This is a genomic window from Paenibacillus phytohabitans (assembly GCF_013141775.1).
In the GTDB taxonomy this organism is placed as follows: Bacteria; Bacillota; Bacilli; order Paenibacillales; family Paenibacillaceae; genus Paenibacillus_AQ; species Paenibacillus_AQ phytohabitans.
In genome coordinates this window covers 1-19,855 of sequence record NZ_WHOB01000028.1, presented here as the reverse complement: position 1 = coordinate 19,855, position 19,855 = coordinate 1, and the positions used below count along the sequence as shown (strand labels likewise).

Genomic DNA, 19,855 nt, shown 5'->3' with positions numbered 1-19,855 from the left:
CTTGATCAGCTTATTCTATACAATTCATATGCCCGGTTCTATATTACAGGCTCTTATGGACGTAAAGTTTGTGCATGGCTCACAAAAATAACAGCGTGAATTTACGGTTTCCCGGAACCGATTGACAAAGGTTTCGGGCGTACTGTTAAATGACACTAACTTGAACGACACCGGGATGGGAGATGGTCAGCTTGATGACAGGACCTGTAATCGGCACGAAAACGATGGTGGTCAGTCCCCATTATCTGGCATCCGCCGCCGGAGCGCGGATGCTGGTCAAAGGCGGCAACGCCTATGATGCGGCGGTTGCAGTCAGCGCTGCGCTGGCTGTAGTCTATCCGCATATGACCGGGCTCGGCGGCGACGCCTTCTGGCTGGGCTACAGCGCCGGTGAAGGGCGCGTCCGGGCCTACAACGGCAGCGGACGATCCGGCTACGCCGTCCGCAGGGACTGTTACGCGGGGGAGATGGCCATCCCGCGGCGGGGTGTGCGCAGCGCCATTACGGTACCCGGAATGGCGGACAGCTGGGAGGCCGTCCAGCGTGAGTATGGACGGCTGACCCTGGCTGAGGTGCTGGAGCCGGCAATCGGCTACTGCACCGATGGATTTCCGCTGTCACCGGACCAGCACGGTGGCAGCGTTCTGGCCGGAGCCGCGCTGTCTCCTGAGGCAGCGGCGATCTATCTTCCCGGCGGCCGGATTCCGGCGGCGGGCGGGAGGTTTGTGCAGCGGCAGCTGGCCGGGACGCTGCGGGCCTTGGCCGCCGGAGGCCGGGATGCTTTTTATAAGGGAAAGATCGCGGAAGAGATAAGTGAGTATATGCAGGCGTCGGGCGGATATCTCACCCGGGATGATTTCGCCGATCACCGGGGGAACTGGGAAGAGCCGCTGTCTACGGACTACCACGGGCACAGGGTCTATCAGGTTCCGCCCAACTCGCAGGGCTTCACAGCGCTTATGGCACTCAATATACTGGAGCGTTATAACTTTGCCGACATCGGGCACGGCTCGTATGAATATTATCATCTGCTGGCGGAGGCGCTGAAGCTGAGCTTCCGCGACCGGGACCGGGTGCTGACCGATCCGGCCTTCAGCAGGATTCCGCTGGATCAGCTGCTGGATAAGGGGTATGCAGCACAGCTGGCGGCATCCATCTCCCCGCAGCAGGCGCTGGCTATCGGCAGTGAGCCGGTCGGCCGGGATACGGCCTATGCTGCGGTCGTGGACGGGGAAGGCAACGCGGTTTCGTTCATCCAGAGCCTGTATTTCGAATTCGGCTCCGGGGTTGTGGCCGGAGATACGGGGATTCTGCTGCAGAACAGAGGCTCATTCTTCTCGCTTGATCCCGGCCATATTAATACGCTGGAGCCGCATAAGCGCACGTTCCATACGCTGATGCCGGCGATGGCCTGCCGGGACGGCAAGCCCGCCTATCTGTATGGCACGCAGGGCGGCGAAGGTCAGCCGCAGACCCAGACGCTGCTGCTGACCCGGATGCTTCATTACGGCATGGACCCGCAGACGGCAGTGAATGAACCCCGCTTCGTCTGGGGCAGAACCTGGGGGGAGCCTACCCAGGAGCTGAAGTTAGAGAGCCGGGTGGCAGCAGGCGTGCAGGCAGAATTGGCAGAAGCGGGGCATCTGGTCCGTGCGGTCGGAAGCTATGATGGCGTTATGGGCCATGCCCACGCCATTTCGATTGACGGCAACGGCTACCGCAGCGGCGGTACGGACCCGCGTTGTGACGGTTCAGCCATCGGCTGGTAGCGGATTAACGGTAGCTGTAAAGAAACAGAGGTACCCGGTCCGTCCGGGAAGAAAGGTGGGAACAGCATGGCTCTACATAATCATCACGGTGCGTTCAGAGTTCCGGAGCTTGCGGTTCCCGGCAGCGGACACGGAACTCTGCATGGCTTAAGCTTCACCGTTAAAGATGTATTCGCGGTAGCCGGACACCGTTCATCCGCCGGCAACCCGGACTGGCTGCGCACCCATGAACCGGCGGCTGCCCATGCCCCGGCTGTGAGCAGGCTGCTGCAAGCCGGAGCTGCGCTGCGCGGGGCAGCCCATACGGATGAGCTGATGTACAGCCTGGGCGGCGAGAATTATCATTATGGCACCCCGGTGAATCCGCACGGGGAGGGCCTGATTCCCGGTGGCTCGTCCAGCGGCTCCGCGGTAGCGGTGGCCTCCGGCAGTGTGGATTTTGCCTTAGGCACAGATACCGGAGGCTCTGTCCGCGTCCCTTCTGCCTATTGCGGTGTATACGGCTTTCGTCCAACGCATGGAGCGGTTGATATAGAGGGTGTAATCCCGCTGGCCCCGGGGTTTGATACGGTAGGCTGGATTGCAGGCAGCGCGGAGCTGCTGCTGAAGGCTGGCGAGGTGCTCTTGGGACAGCCCGTGAGGGTGACGGATCGGCCGGGTGAGATTCAAAAGGACAAGCAAACGGATGCTCAAAACGGTGAGCCAGCCGATATGAGGAACGGTATGAGGAACGATAAAGCCAAGCCGCACAACATTAAGCCAAGCGGTACGCAAACCGGCAAGCAAACCGGCAAGCAAACTGGCAAGCAAACTGGCAAGCAAACCAATGCGCACAGGCTGTCCCGGATGTTCATCCCGCCGGAATGCTGGTCATTAGCCGGTCAGGAGTGCGGCAAATATCTGAAGCTGGGACTGAATAGGCTTCAGACAGGTTCCGCATTGCAGACTGCCGAAATGGAGATTGCCCCGGAAGGCTTGAAGACATGGATGGATGTCTTCCGTGAACTTCAGGGCGCCGAGATATGGGCAACGCATGGCGTGTGGATTGAGCGGGAGCGGCCGGTCTTCGGACCGGATATTGCCGCCCGGTTCACTTGGGCGGCGGGGCTGGCCGGAGCGGACCACAGCGCGGCCCGCTCCTTGCAGAGGGGGTTCGCGGAGCGGCTGCGGGGGCTGCTCGGGAATGACGGCTGCCTCGTCATTCCGACCGTGCCCGGACCGGCGCCGCAGCGTGGCGGAGATCCCGCGCAGCTGGAGCTGAACCGCAGCGGCGCCATGATGCTCAGCTGCATTGCCGGCCTGGCCGGGCTGCCGCAGGTTACGCTGCCGGTGGCGGGACCCGGCGGACTGCCGCTTGGACTGTCCATTATCGGCGGGTATGGGCAGGATCTCGAACTCCTGTCATGGGTGCAGGAGGTATGGGAGCGGTGATACTCTGAGTACTGGGAGAGTAAGAGAGTAAGAGAGTAAGAGATTAATAGAGTAATAGAGGAATAAGAAGAATGTGCTGACCATGTGGACGAAACTTAAGCAAACGGGCAGCCGCAGAATGGAACGGACTCAGAAGTCCCTATTTTGCCCAAAAACCTGTTATTCTGCCGGTTGCGGACTCAGGAGCCGTTATCTTGTTCAATGAAGCCGGGAATGAGGGGAAATGAGCTTATTAACGGAATCTGAGTCCTCATAACCTGTGGAAGGCTATAATTCGCCCCAATAAGGGCCCTCCAGTCCGGAACGCTTCACGGCTACCGGTTGATCCCCCTCAGCGGATTTGCCAAACCGGCGCTTATTGCCGCCGGATCGTCCTGAAGGACGCCAGCTGCTGCGTACAGCAGCTAATTATCCATCTTAACATCGCACTGCATACAGCAAGCCCTGGTTCTCCCGATGAGGAGAAACAGGGCTTTTTCTGTTTTGTACATCAGATTAAAACCTGTGCTTGAGGATTTACTAGATTGACAATAAGTAATGATTTAATTTTCCTCCAGCAACCCAAACGTTAAAATTCTGTGACTTACGTGATATTACATGACATTGGTGGTTTATATTTTCACTTTCCTCTTTCCATGAAGGGTCATTTTATCTATAATGTTACATAAAGTAACATAAAGAAGAACTAAAGAAGATGAACCTATAGAAGGAGGGATGGCATGCATCTTACGGTTGAAGAAGCGTTGTCCATTTATCCTTTATCTGAAGCGAAACTCATTGCAGGCTCCAAAGGGAAACACAGGATTGTCAAATCCATCAACGTGATGGATGCCCCGGATATCTCGGATTGGATCAAAGAAGGGGAAATGCTGCTGACTACCGCCTATCTGATCAAAGACAGTCTCGAGGATGCCTCGGCATTGCTGCAGACGCTGAACCGCCGCGGATCGGCGGGTCTTGGCATCAAGCTGGGCCGCTTCTGGGATGCGGTGCCGGAGAAGCTGATTGCCGAAGCGGAAACGCTGAATTTCCCGCTGATTGAGCTGCCGTTCCAGTTCACCTTCTCCGATCAGATGAACGGCTTGTTCCGCGCCGAACTCTCGCGCAGCACAAGTGTGCTGCAGGGCATTATGGAGAAGCAGCGCAAGCTCATGCGCTTCGCCCTGCGTTCCGGGCGCAGCCGTCCGCTGCTCGAATCGGTCTCTGAGGTTATCGGCTATCCGCTGGCGGTGATCAGCGTCCGGGGTGCTACGGTCTTCAATAACTCCGGTTATTCCGACAGCCAGCTGCTGGAGGGCTGGCCCTGGCAGAACCGGAATCAGCGCTTCCGCATGGGTGAATGCTCGGGATACCGGATTCCTCTGATGCAAGGCGAGAAATGCTCGGGTTATCTTCTGTACTGCAGGATTGATCCGTTGCTGCTGCCGGTCGAGGAAAGCCTGTTCATCCAGGGTGCTGAACTTATTTCGTATCATATCCATTCCGGGTTTGAGGATTATTTCGAGCATGCCGAGCACCGGGAATTCAGCGGGCTGCTGCGGCGTTGTCTGAACGGCGGGCTGTCGTGTGCGGAGCTGTCCCAGGCGGCGCTTAAGCTGGATGTCCAGCTGCTGCAAGCCCCGTTCCAGCTTCTGCTGACCGACGTAGCCGCTGCTGGGGAAGCAAGGCAGGCGGAGCTGCTGCGGCTGAAGGAGGAATATCTGGAGCATCCGGTGCTGCATGGGCTGCAGGCGGTTCATTTGATAATGGAAGAGGGATTGCTCTCCCTCTATCCGGCAGGCCCGCTAGCCCCGGAGCAGTTCCGGGAGCTGATTAATGAATGTTTTCACAATCTGAAGTTTGATAAAGGCTATTATCCGCGGGCTGCCGTCAGCGGGGTGAAGGTGAAGCCGGAAGGGCTGAAGGAAGCTTTTGCCGAGATTAAGGAATGTATGGGGGTGGTCCAGCAGTGGGGGGCACACGGAAATGTGGTGCATTACCGGCAGCTTGAGCTCCATCTGTTGCTGAACCAGATCCCGGCGGAGACGATGGAGAGATACTGCAGCGGCAGTCTGCGCGGTCTGCTCAGCCGTGAACCGGAATACGTCAAGGAAATGCTCCATACGCTGGAGGTCTATCTGGATAATGACGGCCATGTGAATGAAACTGCGAAGAAGCTGTTTATCCACCGCAATACCGCCACTTACCGGATTGAGAAGCTTAGTGAGCTGCTGGATGTCGATTTCAAAAAAATCAATGATCTCATGAGGCTGAAGCTGGTATTCCTGTTCCGCAGAATGCTGGAACGTGAATAGCTGCAGTATACCTCTGCAAATTAACGGAAGGAGTGGAGTGCACTTGAAAGTAGCCGGAATCTATCTGGCGGCAAGCCGGAGCAAGGAAGCAGTTGCCGGGAGTGGTTCTCTGAAGCAGCCGGATGGAATAACGGTTGGAGCAGCCACGCTAAGTGAGCTGGAGCGGTGCGGTCTTGATCCGCTGATTGTGGTGGTCCGGGCAGATGATCCTCTGAAATGGATGCCTCCCGGCAGTTCCCGGAGTAGCAGGCGTACGGAGACCTGCCTGACGGCTCATTTAGGGCTGTCCTTCTCTCTCCGTTGCGGCCTGAATGCCATTTCATCGCTACAGCCTGATGCCGTTGTCATCGCTCAGGCGGATCAGCCGTTTATTCCTGCGGCGCTGGTGAACCGGCTGACGGATGCCTTTGTGCAGAATCCCGGACTCGACTATGTGGCAAGCATAAATGAAGGTGTGGTGAATCCCCCTGTGTTGTTCGCAAAATCTGTGTTTCCGGAGCTTCAGGCACTGGACAGCGATAGGGGGTTATCGGCTATTTTTCAATCTTCCGGCTACAAGGGAATGATGCTGCAGAGTGATTCCGAACGGAATTTCACGGATGCGGAGCTGCCGGTCAGTTTTGGGGAGCTTCGCAGGGAATGGAGTGTGCCAAGGGACAACTGACAGCGAAATCGCTATTTTCCAAAATTATGTTAGGAAATATCACATATTTTAAGCATAATTCAAGGTATTCTAGTGCACAAAACACAAAAACGACAGCGATTCTTATAAAATGACACAAAGCTATGTTATATAAATTTACGTAACTGCTGTGTCTCAGTATAGTAGAGATACATTAATGGCTGGAGCCATTATGAGAGATATCCTGGAGGAGGAGAATTATGAAAAGAAGGGGTCAGGGATTTAAATTCAGCCTGGTAACCATGTTCCTGTTAGCGGTGGTTCTGACGGGGTGCGGCAACAACAATACGGCGTCGAATACGAATGGGGCGGCCACTGAGGCGCCTGCGGCAACGAATGCGGCAGCAGCCACTGAGGCAGCAGCAACAACAGAGCCGGCAGCAGAGAAGCCGACGGTTGCTTTTGTCTACATCGGGCCTCCGGGTGACGGCGGATATACGTATCAGCATGATCAAGGCCGTTTGTACATGGAGAAGGAACTGGGCATCAAAGCCGATTTCGTGGAAAATGTACCGGAAAGCGCCGATGCTGAACGCATCATCACTGAACTTGCCCAGAACCATGACATTGTCTTCACCACAAGCTTCGGATATATGGATTTCACCTTGAACGTAGCCGGTAAATTCCCTAACGTGAAGTTCCTTCATGCCTCCGGTTACAAAACAGCCGATAACATGGGTACTTACTTCGGCAAAAACTATCAGGCAAGTTATCTGTCCGGTATCGCGGCAGGCAAAATGACAACGAAGAATCATCTTGGTTATGTTGGAGCCTTCCCGATCAGCGAAGTTATTTATAACCTAAATGCTTTTACCCTGGGAGCACAAAGTGTAAACCCTGATGTCAAAGTGGATGTAGTATGGACCAACACCTGGTATGACCCTGCTACTGAACGTCAGGCGGCAATCAGCCTGCTGGATAAAGGCGCAGATGTTCTACTGGCTTACCAGGATTCACCGGCTACGCTGCAGGCTGCTGCAGAACGCGGAGCTTTTGCCGGAGGAAATGACTCTGACATGAGCAAATATGCACCGGACAACTATTTGACTAACCCTGTATGGAACTGGGGCCCTTATTACGTAAAAGCCGTTCAATCCGTTATGGATGGAACCTGGAAGAGCGAGCAGTACTCCGGCGATATGGCCGATGGTATGGTTGAGCTTGCACCGTTCGGCAACAAGGTTCCGGATGATGTGAAGCAACTGGTGGAAGATGCCAAAGCCAAAATCATCAGCGGAGAGCTGGATGTATTCACCGGCCCGATCTCGGACAACAAAGGAAATGTAGTGGTTCAAGACGGCCAAAAGCTGACGCTTGAAGAAGTGCTTTCCATGAACTGGCTGGTTAAGGGTGTAGAAGGTACCATCCCGCAATAACAGCAGCTTTGAATTGAATACAGCACGGCCTTATGGGTGGGGCGGGTTCCGTATGTCGGAATCTTCCCCACCCGTACTACAACTATAAAGGAAAGGAGCTTCCCACAATGCAGGACCATTCGGTTGAAATGCGCGGGATAGTGAAGAAGTTCGGTTCTGTAACGGCCAGCGATCAAGTCGATTTTTCGGCAAATGCGGGTGAGATTCACGCGCTGCTTGGTGAGAACGGAGCAGGAAAAAGCACAGTCATGAGTATGCTGTCAGGTGTGTACAGGGCGGATGCGGGGGAGATCCTCATTCACGGCAAACCAGCCAAAATCCGTTCTCCGAAAGATGCGGCACTCCTCGGGGTAGGCATGGTATTTCAGAACTTCAGACTGGTGCAAAGTCTCACGGCAGCGGAGAACATCGTGCTTGGCGAAAAGTCGTCTTTCTGGCGTGGCAGCAAGTGGATCAAGCATAAACATGAAGAGATTGAGGCGCTCGGAGAACGGTTTGGCCTCAAATTTCCGGTTGACCGGCCGATCTGGCAATTGTCTGTCGGTGAACAGCAGCGTGTTGAAATCGTCAAAACCCTGTACCGCGGTGCAGATATTATTATTCTCGATGAGCCGACCTCGGTGCTGACACCGGGAGAGGCGGAGCAGCTGTTTGAAACCCTCAAGGTGATGAAGCAGACGGGGAAGACGGTAATCATGACGACCCATAAAATGAAGGAAGTCATGGCTTCCTCCGACCGGATCTCGGTGATGCGCAAAGGGAAAATGATTGCTACTCTGGAGACGGCCAAGACGGATGAGCTGGAGCTGGCCCGGCTGATGGTGGGCAGAGAAGTCACGATCAGCCGTCAGGAGCGCGAGGCTACTGCAGGTGAACCCCTGCTGGTTGTTAAGGAGCTGGATGTTGCTGCCGATCATGGGCGCAAGGCGCTCGATGCCCTGTCGCTCACCGTACGTGAAGGCGAGATCGTAGGGGTGGCCGGTGTGGCCGGCAACGGGCAGAAGGAGCTGGCCGAGGTGCTGACCGGGCTTAGAACGTGGAAGACGGGCGAGATTATTTTTGACGGCAGTCCTGTAAAAACAGCCTCGGTAAGAGGCGCCATCGATTCGGGAATCTCGCATGTGCCGGAGAACCGGATGAAGAGCGGACTGGCCGGACGCCTGGGCTCCGTTGATAATCTGCTGTTCAAGTCTTACCGCAGTAATGAGCATTCGAAATTCGGCTTCCTGAAGGCTGCGAAGAACCGTTCCTGGTCACAGGAGCTGGTCCGCCGCTTCAATGTGAAGACACCGGAGCTGGATACACCGGTGCAGCAGATGTCAGGCGGAAACCAGCAGAAGCTGCTGTTCGCCCGCGAGGTCAGCCACCAGCCGAAGCTGATGGTTGCCGTTCATCCGACCCAGGGGCTGGATGTCGGCGCTACAGCCGGTGTCCACGAGCTGCTGATGGAGCTGCGGAGCTCCGGCAGCGGCGTGCTGCTGATCTCTGAGGATCTCGATGAGCTGCTGCAATTGTCTGACCGCATTCTGGTCATATACAACGGTTCAATTATAGGTGAAAGCGATCATGAGCATGCGGACCGGGAACAAATCGGACTGATGATGGCCGGAATCCGGAACATGGAGGGGAGCGCCGTATGAGTCCGAATACTGGAAGCAATACTGCAGTGCTGGAGCCCTCACCGGGGAAAAGCGGGAAATGGTACTCCCTCAGGCTGGAATACGATTCAAGCCGTACCCGTTCACCGTGGTGGACGCCTGTTCTGTCAGTTATTCTGGCGCTGCTGCTCTGTGCGGTGTTCATTGCCGCCAATGGCATGAGCCCGCTTGTGGTATACGAAAAAATGTTCCGCGGAGCCTTCGGAACCTCCTACGGCTTCACAGAAACCATGGTAAAAGCCATTCCGCTATTGCTATGCGGACTTGGTATCGCGGTGGCTTACCGGATTTCCGTCTGGAATATCGGGGCGGAAGGCCAGCTGACTGTAGGTGCTATGGCGGCTACAGCGGTAACGATTTATTTCCCTGATCTGTCTTCGTTCTGGTCAATCACACTGATGCTGGTCTTCGGTACGGCGGCCGGGGCATTGTGGGGTCTGATGACCGCCGTTCCGCGGACGCATTTCGGTGTCAACGAGCTGATTACGTCGCTGATGCTGAACTATGTGGCTCTGCTGGCTCTGGACTATGTGGTCTTCGGACCGTGGAAGGACCCGAAGGGCTTCAACTTCCCGGGTTCACCTATGTTCACCGCTGCACAGTCGCTGCCGGTCCTGGGAAGCACGCGGCTGCATATCGGGCTGATCTTCGGGCTGGTGGCCGTCCTTATCTATTATCTGATGATCAAATTCACCCGCTGGGGTTATGAGCTGCGCCTGATCGGTGCCAACCCAACAGCTGCCCGCTACGCGGGGATTCATATCAAGAAGCATATCATTATCGTCATGCTGATCAGCGGCGGCCTGGCCGGTATTGCCGGCATGGCTGAGGTCTCGGGGGTTACACATAAGCTGATGCAGGGGATATCACCCGGTTATGGCTATACGGCAATCATTGTGGCTTGGCTTGCCAAGCTGAACCCGCTGGGTCTTATTGTCACCTCCATTCTGTTCGGCGGACTGATCGTCGGCGGCTATAGTGTACAGACCATCGGACTGCCTTCGTCCATATCGGAAATGCTGCAGGGTGCGATCCTGTTCTTCCTGATTGCCGGCGACATGATTCACCGTTTCCGCATCCGCCGGAGCGCATAACAGCATTCGCTTAGAGAAGGGAGTTTACCCATGGATTTCACTACACAGTTATTAATAGCCGCCATATCCGCCGGAACACCGCTGCTGCTGGCTACACTGGGAGGCATTCTGACCGAACGGGCTGGAATCATTCAGCTCGGTGCGGAAGGGCTGATGCTGATGGGGGCGGTGACGACCTGTATCGTCTACATCCGCAGCGGGAATCTGATCCTTGCCCTGCTCGCAGCTGTGGCCATTACTGCGCTTCTGGGTATGGTACATTCCTTCCTTACAGTTACCCTCCGGGCGAACCAGACAATGTCAGGTCTTGCCATGACGCTGTTCGGCAGCGGACTCAGCGCCTATCTCGGCAAGTCTATCAGCGGTATTCCGCTTCCGGGCACTTCACCCAAGCTGGATCTGGGGGCGTTGAAGTCGGTTCCGGTGATCGGGGATATTTTTGGCCGGATGGATTATCTGACCTGGTTCAGCCTGCTGCTTGTGCTGGTGCTGCATCTGCTGATCCACCATACCTCATGGGGCCTGCATCTGCGGGCAGTCGGAGACAATCCGGCTACAGCGGACGTCATGGGCATCCGTGTACAGCTGATCCGCTATAGCTACGTTACAGCCGGAGCTGCGCTGATTGGTCTTGCCGGGGCAGACATGGTGCTGGCCTATGCACCGACCTGGAATGAAGGCCTTACGGCCGGCCGGGGCTGGATCGCCGTCGGGCTGGTGATTTTTGCCAGATGGAATCCGCTGCGTGCGCTCTTCTGCGCATATTTCTTCGGGGCACTCGATTCCCTGGGCTTCCGGATACAGCTGCTGGGCAGTGTGGTACCGTCTTATTTCCTCAAAATGATTCCTTATGTCGTTACGATTCTCGTCCTGATGTATCTGGGATACCGCAACCGCAACAAGCCTTCCGGCACGCCGGAATCGCTGGGAACCCCTTATGTCCGTGAACAGCGGTTCTGAGTTGCTGAATGCTGCATAGAAGGTACAATATAAGATAGTAAGTTTACGCGAGCAGGAAGTACTATAACTATCACGCGGATTTATGGAGTAACACAGGTATGGTCCATTTCATGCAGTTCGAACATCTTAAATCACTGAGAGATCGGTACTTCAGGTGCTGATGGCTAAGTAGATGGCTTGAATGCGGAAATGGGCTTTTTTTACCCTAAAGAATGTTTGAATTTAAACTATGCAAATTAGATGGATGGAGGATGAGCCATTGAATACACCTGCGGATATTGTGACACTGGAACAGATCAACAGCATGGGGCAACCGGAATTTGTAGAGAGCCTTGGAGGTATATTCGAACATTCGCCCTGGGTTGCAGAAGGTGCCTATAGCGAGCGTCCGTTTGAATCCGTGCAGCAGCTGCATGACACTATGGTGGAAACGGCGCGGAAGGCGGATCGTAGCCAGGTACTTGCGCTGCTTAGAGCCCACCCTGATCTGGCAACAAGGCTGCAGGTCACTCCGCTATCGGCGGCAGAGCAGCAGGGGGCCGGTCTGGACCGGCTGACGCCGGAGGAATTCAAGCAGCTTACGGAGCTGAATGCCGCCTATACCGGGAAATTCCAGTTCCCGTTCATTCTGGCTGTGCGCGGCAAAAATAAAGATGACATCATTAACGCCATCCGTGAGCGGGTGGACCGCAGCCTGCAGGAAGAATGGGATCAGGCGCTGCAGGAGATCGGCAAGATTACCCGCTTCCGGCTGGAGGATCTGCTGGCGGAGGAATAGGACATAGTGCAAGAGGCCTCATCCGATCCGCACTCTACAGCATACTTGCTTCTAACAAATCAGCAGGAGGTGTCGTTCATGACCGGAACCAGCGGCTTAATCCTTAGTATGGAGAGAAGAATGAACAAAAAAATAAGCAAAAGGCACAGCAGTCAGTATGCGGGAAAAAACGCAGAAATGCTTCTGCCGGAATCGGAAATCCGCTGCATCAATAGATGCAGGCTTGGAGGATACCTGTCATGAGCGGGCGGTTAACGACTCATGTGCTGGACCTGTCGCTAGGGAAGCCTGCAGCGGGCATGTCGCTTCAGCTATGGAGATTCGGTGAGGTAATGCCCGCGCTGATATGTGAGGCTGTCACGAACAGTGACGGCAGATTGGACGCTCCCCTGCTGGCAGGGGAAGAACTGCTGGCCGGAAGCTACGAGCTGGTCTTCATGGCCGGCGACTACTTCAGGAGTGCTCAGGCGGGTGCTGGCGGTGAAGCGGCAAGCAGGACCGGCAGCATGTTCCTTGAACACATCCCGATCCGCTTCAACATTGCGGACCCGTCAGAGCATTATCATGTGCCGCTGCTGGTTGCGCCGGGAGGATACAGCACATACCGCGGCAGTTAAACGTACCGATACAAATACGAATACCATTACGAATACCACTAGACCGGAGGTGACCGTTTCATGGAGAAATCCTATGAGCTTATTATCAGGAATGGGGATGTTGTACTCCCTGGAGAAGTCCGTAAGCTGGATATCGGTGTGAAGGACGGCAGAATCGCTGCACTGGGCGAAGCGCTGCACGGCTCACCTGCCACTACAATTATTGATGCAGCAGGACAATATGTGCTCCCCGGCATGATTGATATGCATGTTCATTTCAATGAGCCGGCGTTCGGCCATTGGGAAGGCTTCCGCAGCGGATCGGCTTCGCTTGCCGCTGGAGGCTGTACCTGTTATGCGGATATGCCGCTGAACGGTAATCCGCCGACTGTAAATATAGAAGCACTCCGCTTGAAGACAGAAGCTGCAGCCGGGAATTCGGCGGTGGATTATGTGTTGTGGGGCGGACTCGTGCCCGGCAATCTGGAAGACCTGGAGGAGCTGGCGGCGGCAGGTGTTACCGGCTTCAAGGCGTTTATCTCGAATCCCGGCGGTGAAGGCGAAGGCCGGTTCCGCGAAGTGGATGACGACACCCTGTATCAGGGGATGGTCCGCATCGCTGCAATCGGCGGCATTCTCGCCCTGCATGCGGAGAGTGAAGAGATGACCTCGGCGCTCGGAGCAGCTGCACTCCGCGAGGGGCGGAGCACTGCGCGTGATTTCGCCGCCTCCCGCCCGCCCGAAGCGGAGCTAGAGGCTGTTGCCCGGGCACTCCTATATAGTGAACGGACCGGCTGCCGGCTGCATTTCGTGCACATCAGCACCTCCGCAGCCTTGGAGCTGATTCACGAGGCCAAGCAGCGGGGGCTGGATGTGACAGCGGAGACCTGCCCTCATTATCTGATTCTGAACGAGGACAGCATGGAGGAGCTGGGGCCGCTGGCGAAATGTGCTCCGCCGCTGCGCAGCAGCGGGGAGCGGGAACGGCTGTGGCATGCGGTGGCTGCGGGCCTAGTGGATCTGATTGCTTCAGATCATTCCCCTTGTCCGGCGGAATTGAAGCTGGCGCCCGGCTTGTCTTTTTTTGAAGCCTGGGGAGGGATATCGGGGGCGCAGAGCAGTCTGGAGCTGATGTTCCACGAGGGTGTCCAGGTGCGCGGCCTGCCGGTCACTCAGATCTCTGCGCTATTGTCGGAGCTGCCTGCCCGGCGTTTCGGACTGGAGCAGCGCAAAGGCTCCATCGCTCCGGGGCTGGATGCCGATCTGGTGCTGCTTGACCCGAATGCGAATTATACCCTGCAGGCGGAGGATTTATATTACCGCCACAAGCATAGTCCTTATGCCGGTATGACCTTATCCTGCAAGGTAACGGCAACCCTCTCCCGCGGCAATGTGGTTTATACCGCCGGAGAAGGCATTGTTGCAGCGGATGGCGGTGAATGGCTGCGGCTCTCCAGCCGCCAGCCGGCCCGGTGAAGCTGCCGGTCCGGCATGTCCCGGCCGGAGAGATGCTGAAGCTGCTGGATGAACTCGCAGCCTTCAGTGCTCCCGGCCCGGGGGTTACCCGGCTGCTGTACACGCCGGAGTGGTACCGTGTCCAGCATTTTTTGCAGGAGAGAATGTCTGGATTCGGACTTGAGGTCAGAACGGATGAGGTCGGGAATGTATACGGCAAGCTGGCCGGATCAGTGGTAACGGATAAAGTAATTCTAACCGGCTCACATATCGATACGGTGGTGAACGGCGGACGTTATGACGGTGCTTACGGAGTAGCCGCTGCCGTCACTGCACTCCATTACTTGCAGATGACCTTCGGCCAGCCGCTGCGGACTCTGGAAGTGGTGTCCTTTTGTGAGGAGGAGGGCAGCCGCTTTCCGTTGACGTTCTGGGGTTCCGGCAATGTTACAGGGCTCTACGACGGGAGTGAGCGTGAGAACTGTGCAGACGGCGAAGGGGTAACGCTTGGAGCGGCGATGGCTGCCTGCGGTCTGGGCGGAAGCATTGAAGCCTCCGGAGCTAGCCATTATAATACTTCAGAGAGTGGCGGCACTGCCTTCGGACACAGTCCGGTCCGCAGTGATATTGCCGCCTACGTTGAACTGCATATTGAACAGGGGATTATTCTGGAACGGTCGTTCCAGGAGATCGGAGTGGTGCAGGCGATCGCCGGTCAGCGGAGATACAAGGTCAAGGTGTGCGGCACAGCCAATCATGCCGGAACAACGCCGATGGGGCTGAGGCAGGATGCGCTGGCAGGCAGCGCAGAAATGCTGCTGGCACTGGAGCGTTCCGCTGTGGCAGAAGGGGACCCGCTGGTGGCAACAACGGGCAGGCTGGAAGTCTATCCGGGGACGCCGAATGTCATTCCGGGCGAAGTGCAGTTCACGCTGGATATCCGGCATAGCGAAGCCGTGACACTGGAGCGCTTTTGCTTAGGGATGCTTGATAAGTTCACAGCGATTGCCGGCAGGCGCGGTCTGATTCTGGAGGTGCTGCCTCTGCTGGCTACAACTCCTGCACCTATGGATACGGAGCTATGCCTGTCTCTGGAACAAATCTGTGTGGAGCAGGGGCGGTCGTACCGGAGCATGGTCAGCGGGGCGGGGCATGATGCCCAGCTGTTCGCGCCGCGCTGCCCGTCGGCAATGATATTCGTGCCCAGCCGGGGAGGGGTCAGCCATTCTCCTGATGAATATACTTCACCGGAAGAGCTGGCTGCGGGACTCGAAGTACTGACGGCAATCTTATATAAATTGGCTTATACAGAGAACTGAAGCTCAGGGGTTCACAAGAGGGTGGAATTCCGGAGATTCAGAAGATTCAGAGAGACGAGAGGGGAGAGAGTGATGAAGCGCTACGAAGATTTGTCGCCGTCCTTGCGGTGTATTATGACTCCGGGACCGGTAGAGGTTGATCCGCGTGTGCTGCGGGCCATGTCTTATCCGGTACTGGGTCAATTCGATCCCGAGTTTACAGATATTATGAACGAGACGATGGAGATGCTCCGGGAGCTGTTTGCCACAGGCAATAAGTGGGCCTATCCGGTGAACGGCACATCACGCTCCGGGATTGAAGCGGTAATGGTCAGTCTGATTGCTCCGGGAGACCGGGTGCTGATTCCGGTCTTCGGACGGTTTGGACATCTGCTGCATGAGATTGCCGAGCGCTGCGGTGCTGAGGTGTTCACTATAGAGCAGACCTGGGGCAGCGTGTTTCCGCCGGAGGATGTGATCGCGGCCATCCGCAGCTTCAAGCCGGATGTGGTGGCGATTGTCCACGGGGAGACCTCCACTGGACGTGTGCAGCCGCTGGCCGAGATCGGGCGGGCTTGCCGTGAGCAGGATGCCCTGCTGATTGTGGACGCTGTGGCAACCATTGGAGGGGTGCCTGTGGAGACGGATGCCTGGATGCTGGATGCCGTGGTCGGCGGAACGCAGAAATGTCTGTCTGTCCCTTCGGGCATGTCCCCGGTCACCTATAACGAGCGTGCCGAAGCCAAGCTGCTGAAGCGCAAACAGGTGGAGAGGGGGCTTAGAACCGGCGGCGATGAGGCAAGCGAGCTGCCGGTTGTCCGCAGCAACTACTTTGACCTCGGCATGCTGCAGGATTACTGGAGTCCCCAGCGGCTGAATCACCATACGGAGATGACCTCCATGCTGTACGCGTTGCGTGAGGGGCTGCGGCTGGTGCTGGAAGAAGGGCTGGAAGCCCGTCATGCCCGTCATAAGCATCATGAGCGAGCACTTGTGGCCGGCCTGACCGCAATGGGTCTGGAGCTGTACGGTGATCCTGAGAGCAAGCTGACGGTAGTCACCTGTGTGCTGATTCCGGAGGGAATAGACGGGGAGGCGGTGCGTTCCATGCTGCTGAACCATTTCGGGATAGAGATTGCCAGCTCGTTCGGTCCGTTAAAAGGCCAGATCTGGCGCATCGGCACGATGGGCTTCAGCTGCCGGGAGAATAATGTGCTGCGTCTGCTTGGAGCGCTGGAGGCGGCACTTGTACGCCACGGATTCTCCGTTCCGGCCGGCCAGGGCGTTCAGGCGGCACTTGACGTATACGAGTCAAAAGTAAGATAATCTTAAAAATGCGCTAAGTGGTGAAAGGTAAGCAGCGCAAGTTGCGATCCGGAGCAGCCGGACGGCTTGTATTTTAGCTAGGTACCTCTGTATAAGCATCGTTAAGCTCTGCTTAGATAAGCAGTCAGGTCTATCCTCCTGGCGGTAGTTCAAACAACGGCTTGCGACCCGTGGGGGGCGTCAGGGCCGTTTTTGCTAAATAGAATATAAATATAGGAAATCATTAACCGGAAGGGAGTGTGTATTATGACTTATACAAGAAAACCACTCGCGGACTGCGTGCCCGGACTTGTGGCTACAGCCCGCGGCGACCAGCCGGCGACACTGGTGATTACTGGCGGCAAACTGGTCAATGTATGCTCCGGAGAGATTCTGGAGGGTATGTCTGTAGCAGTACAGGGCGGACGTATTGCCTACGTTGGCAAGGATGTCTCGCATACGATCGGTGAGGGGACACAGATCATTGATGCGGCGGGCAAATACATTGCCCCGGGTCTGCTTGACGGGCACTGTCACATTGAGAGTACACAGCTGACGGTGACTGAGTTTGCCCGTGCAGTGCTGCCTATGGGCACGACCGGCGGATTCTTTGATGCCCATGAGATTGCCAATGTATTCGGGCTGAAGGGCATTAAGCTGATGCTGGATGAGATGCGTGAAACTCCGCTGGCGGCTTATATGCAGGTTGCCTCCTGCGTACCTTCAGCAGGGGCGGAATTCGAAACGACCGGCGCATCGATCGGACCGGAGGAAGTAGCCGAGGCTTTTACCTGGGGCGAGGATGTCATTGCGCTGGGCGAAGTGATGAATTTCCCAGGCGTGGTGTACGGCGATGAGAAAATGCTCGGGGAAATTCAGGCGACCCTGCGTGCGGGTTGTTATGTGGACGGTCATTTCACCTGGCCGGCGGATGACTGGAGACTCCCGGTCTATGCCGCCGCAGGAGTAACCGGCGATCATGAGTGTGTGACGGCGGAGGATGTAATCGAACGCGTACGTCTTGGGATGTATGCCAAAATGCGCCGCGGCTCCGCCTGGCATGATGTGGCGAAGACCATCACCGCGCACACCGAGCATGGGCTCGACCCGCGCCGGATGATGCTGGTGACCGACGACCGCAGCTCAGAATCGCTGCGGGATGAAGGTCATATGGATTTTGTGGTGCGGCACGCCATCTCCCAGGGCCTTAAGCCGGTCACGGCTTTTCAAATGGCAACGATCAATACCGCCGAACGGTTCGGGGTAGCCCGTGATATCGGCTCAATTACTCCGGGCTCCTGTGCAGATATCATTCTGCTGGACGGAAATCTGGCTGATGTTCATGTTGTCATGACGATTGCGGCCGGAGTGGTCGTAGCGGAGAACGGGATCATGACAGCTGAGCTGAGTCCGTACACCTACCCGGAGGAAGTGCTGGCTTCCGTGCATCTGCTGCAGCCTCCGGCTCCGGAGGACTTCGTGATCCATGCGCCAATTGCTGAAGGTACTCTGGCCACACGGGTCATCAAAGTGATCGAGAATCATGTGGAGACCGGGGAATTGATCATCAATCTGCCGGTGGCTGAGTCCAGGCTGCTGGTTCAGGAGGGCTTGTGCAAAATCGCCGTCCTGGAGCGGCATAAGGGAACCGGCAACAAATCGGTTGGCGTGGTTGAGGGGATCGGCTTCCATGAGCCTGCTGCGATTGCCATGACGGTAGCCCATGACAGCCATAATGTGCTGGTCATCGGCAATGATGATAACCTCATGGCTAAAGCTGCGGGTGCAGTAGCTGAAGCTCAGGGCGGTGTTGCGGTTATTACCGCTTCCGGAACAACTCTGTTCCCGCTGGCAATTGCCGGACTGATGTCGGCAGAGCCGTTCGAGATTGCGGCAGCCCAGTCTGCGGCCATCAGCAAAGCGCTGTATGATGCAGGCTGCACACTGAATTATGCTTTTATGACCTTGTCGCTGCTTGCACTGGCGGTCATTCCGACGTTGCGGATCTCGGATAAAGGGCTGGTACGGATTTCGCCGGAAGAGGGGATTCAGCTGGTTCCATTGTTTGTAAGCTAAATCCTGCGATCAGAAGCCGGCAAATGTCTTGCCGGATCATACAGACATCACCGAAAAGGGATGCTGCCCGCTCATTACAGAGCCTGGGTAGGATCCCTTTTTTGCATGTGATTTCTCTTGGCAGAATAGCCTTTAGTGCTAAAATAATGACATTAATACGGTGCGGGGCATATAATTAACCATTTCATCACAATTAGAAACATATTTTTTTAAAATTTTAATGAAAAACATTAACAAATTGTGAGAAATAGTCGATAATACTTTTAAATTAGTTAAAATTATTGTCGAATCATGTATTTGCGGAAAAATACTGAAAGTCCAAATATAAGGAACGGGGTGTATGAGATGATGAGATTAGAAACACAGGACATCGTGAATATCACCAAGAAGCAAATTACCGGTATTTTTAAAATGGAGCCGGTGGAACTGAGATTTGTCAACGACTTTCAGGGTGAGCAGTATCTCTTGACCAATGATAAGCTGCATCTCAGCAACCAGCATTATTGGGCCAAAGTAATGGATTGTGTCTTCGACAGTCATGTCAGACCTGTATTGATGTGCGAGGTGCTCTACTTCCTGCGGAATGAGTTTCTGGAGAGTGATATCAAGCTGATGTTTTCTTATGACTTTGCGGATGGGGCAGATGGGGCAGCGGTCGCTACTGCTGAAATCAGCTTCAATGATTCGCCGGAGCTGCAGCCGGGAGAGATTGCCGAATTAATTGATTTTGCGTTGACATTGCAGGATAAACAGTGGTTCGAGGAACTGACTGCCAAATATAAACAGCTGACCGCTTAAATATTATGCGGAGGGATAAGCTGACTGAATACAATTCATAGGATAAAGCCGTCCGGGCCGCAGGGGAAGTCAACCTGCGGACCAGGCGGCTTTTCTGTTGTATGGGAGATGATGATATTCGTTTGTTGGGGGGACTTAAAGGGATAAATCCCTCTAATTCCGCCGAAAGTGGGCGGTTGGGTGAAATTAAAGGGATAAATCCCTCTGATTCCACCGAAAGTGGGCGGTAGGGCAGTACACTTGCAAGAAACCTAACATTAGATCAACGGAAGATATCGGAGGGTG

Annotated in this window: 15 protein-coding genes; all 15 read left to right on the top strand. The window is 55.6% G+C overall.

Going from position 1 to position 19,855, the window contains the following annotated elements; genetic code table 11:
• Window positions 1-194 precede the first annotated feature (194 nt).
• The 15 genes from ggt (at window position 195) to GC101_RS11480 (ending at window position 19,570) form a co-directional block, all read left to right on the top strand.
• Window positions 195-1,769, top strand: coding sequence for a gamma-glutamyltransferase (gene ggt / locus GC101_RS11550; protein ID WP_171717410.1), 1,575 nt, complete (start codon window positions 195-197; stop codon window positions 1,767-1,769).
• A gap of 66 nt (window positions 1,770-1,835) precedes the next feature.
• Complete coding sequence (locus GC101_RS36095; RefSeq protein ID WP_171717395.1) at window positions 1,836-3,200, top strand: amidase family protein; 1,365 nt, start codon at window positions 1,836-1,838, stop codon at window positions 3,198-3,200.
• Between the two features lie 719 nt (window positions 3,201-3,919).
• On the top strand, window positions 3,920-5,494 hold the full coding sequence (locus GC101_RS11540) for a PucR family transcriptional regulator (protein WP_171717394.1): 1,575 nt from the start codon (window positions 3,920-3,922) through the stop codon (window positions 5,492-5,494).
• Between the two features lie 43 nt (window positions 5,495-5,537).
• Entirely contained in the window at window positions 5,538-6,158 is a 621-nt protein-coding gene (locus tag GC101_RS11535) for an NTP transferase domain-containing protein (protein ID WP_171717393.1), read from the top strand.
• Between the two features lie 218 nt (window positions 6,159-6,376).
• Window positions 6,377-7,552, top strand: a complete 1,176-nt coding sequence (locus tag GC101_RS11530; protein WP_171717392.1) for a BMP family ABC transporter substrate-binding protein — start codon at window positions 6,377-6,379, stop codon at window positions 7,550-7,552.
• A 107-nt stretch (window positions 7,553-7,659) separates the two neighbouring features.
• Window positions 7,660-9,192, top strand: a complete 1,533-nt coding sequence (locus GC101_RS11525; RefSeq protein WP_171717391.1) for an ABC transporter ATP-binding protein — start codon at window positions 7,660-7,662, stop codon at window positions 9,190-9,192.
• Window positions 9,189-10,304 carry an ABC transporter permease gene (locus GC101_RS11520; RefSeq protein WP_152679797.1) on the top strand — a complete coding sequence of 372 codons (1,116 nt, stop codon included), beginning with the start codon at window positions 9,189-9,191 and terminating at the stop codon, window positions 10,302-10,304. The genes GC101_RS11525 and GC101_RS11520 overlap by 4 nt, the downstream gene beginning before the upstream one ends.
• A gap of 30 nt (window positions 10,305-10,334) precedes the next feature.
• On the top strand, window positions 10,335-11,264 hold the full coding sequence (locus GC101_RS11515; RefSeq protein WP_039301426.1) for an ABC transporter permease: 930 nt from the start codon (window positions 10,335-10,337) through the stop codon (window positions 11,262-11,264).
• A gap of 259 nt (window positions 11,265-11,523) precedes the next feature.
• Complete coding sequence (uraD, locus tag GC101_RS11510; RefSeq protein ID WP_246354300.1) at window positions 11,524-12,042, top strand: 2-oxo-4-hydroxy-4-carboxy-5-ureidoimidazoline decarboxylase; 519 nt, start codon at window positions 11,524-11,526, stop codon at window positions 12,040-12,042.
• 239 nt (window positions 12,043-12,281) lie between these two features.
• On the top strand, window positions 12,282-12,659 hold the full coding sequence (gene uraH / locus GC101_RS11505; protein WP_171717390.1) for a hydroxyisourate hydrolase: 378 nt from the start codon (window positions 12,282-12,284) through the stop codon (window positions 12,657-12,659).
• Window positions 12,660-12,719: 60 nt separating this feature from the next.
• A complete protein-coding gene (locus GC101_RS11500; protein WP_171717389.1) occupies window positions 12,720-14,114 on the top strand; it encodes an allantoinase in 1,395 nt (464 codons plus the stop codon).
• Window positions 14,078-15,412, top strand: coding sequence for a Zn-dependent hydrolase (locus tag GC101_RS11495; protein ID WP_171717388.1), 1,335 nt, complete (start codon window positions 14,078-14,080; stop codon window positions 15,410-15,412). Before GC101_RS11500 ends, GC101_RS11495 begins: the two co-directional genes overlap by 37 nt.
• Before the next feature lie 72 nt (window positions 15,413-15,484).
• Window positions 15,485-16,717 carry a pyridoxal-phosphate-dependent aminotransferase family protein gene (locus GC101_RS11490; RefSeq protein WP_171717387.1) on the top strand — a complete coding sequence of 411 codons (1,233 nt, stop codon included), beginning with the start codon at window positions 15,485-15,487 and terminating at the stop codon, window positions 16,715-16,717.
• 246 nt (window positions 16,718-16,963) lie between these two features.
• The gene (locus tag GC101_RS11485) at window positions 16,964-18,772 is read left to right on the top strand and encodes an adenine deaminase (protein WP_171717386.1); all 1,809 of its coding nucleotides are present in this window, start codon (window positions 16,964-16,966) and stop codon (window positions 18,770-18,772) included.
• A 345-nt stretch (window positions 18,773-19,117) separates the two neighbouring features.
• Window positions 19,118-19,570, top strand: a complete 453-nt coding sequence (locus tag GC101_RS11480; RefSeq protein ID WP_039301415.1) for an IDEAL domain-containing protein — start codon at window positions 19,118-19,120, stop codon at window positions 19,568-19,570.
• The last annotated feature ends 285 nt before the right edge of the window (window positions 19,571-19,855 follow it).

Excerpts from the sequence above, each read along its gene's own strand:
- GC101_RS11500 (WP_171717389.1), top strand. The coding sequence starts at position 12,720 with ATGGAGAAATCCTATGAGCTTATTATCAGGAATGGGGATGTTGTACTC.
- GC101_RS11485 (WP_171717386.1), top strand. The coding sequence starts at position 16,964 with ATGACTTATACAAGAAAACCACTCGCGGACTGCGTGCCCGGACTTGTG.
- GC101_RS11480 (WP_039301415.1), top strand. The coding sequence starts at position 19,118 with ATGATGAGATTAGAAACACAGGACATCGTGAATATCACCAAGAAGCAA.
- GC101_RS11525 (WP_171717391.1), top strand. The coding sequence starts at position 7,660 with ATGCAGGACCATTCGGTTGAAATGCGCGGGATAGTGAAGAAGTTCGGT.
- ggt (WP_171717410.1), top strand. The coding sequence starts at position 195 with ATGACAGGACCTGTAATCGGCACGAAAACGATGGTGGTCAGTCCCCAT.
- GC101_RS11520 (WP_152679797.1), top strand. The coding sequence starts at position 9,189 with ATGAGTCCGAATACTGGAAGCAATACTGCAGTGCTGGAGCCCTCACCG.
- GC101_RS11540 (WP_171717394.1), top strand. The coding sequence starts at position 3,920 with ATGCATCTTACGGTTGAAGAAGCGTTGTCCATTTATCCTTTATCTGAA.
- GC101_RS11495 (WP_171717388.1), top strand. The coding sequence starts at position 14,078 with ATGGCTGCGGCTCTCCAGCCGCCAGCCGGCCCGGTGAAGCTGCCGGTC.
- GC101_RS36095 (WP_171717395.1), top strand. The coding sequence starts at position 1,836 with ATGGCTCTACATAATCATCACGGTGCGTTCAGAGTTCCGGAGCTTGCG.
- GC101_RS11530 (WP_171717392.1), top strand. The coding sequence starts at position 6,377 with ATGAAAAGAAGGGGTCAGGGATTTAAATTCAGCCTGGTAACCATGTTC.
- GC101_RS11490 (WP_171717387.1), top strand. The coding sequence starts at position 15,485 with ATGAAGCGCTACGAAGATTTGTCGCCGTCCTTGCGGTGTATTATGACT.
- GC101_RS11515 (WP_039301426.1), top strand. The coding sequence starts at position 10,335 with ATGGATTTCACTACACAGTTATTAATAGCCGCCATATCCGCCGGAACA.
- uraH (WP_171717390.1), top strand. The coding sequence starts at position 12,282 with ATGAGCGGGCGGTTAACGACTCATGTGCTGGACCTGTCGCTAGGGAAG.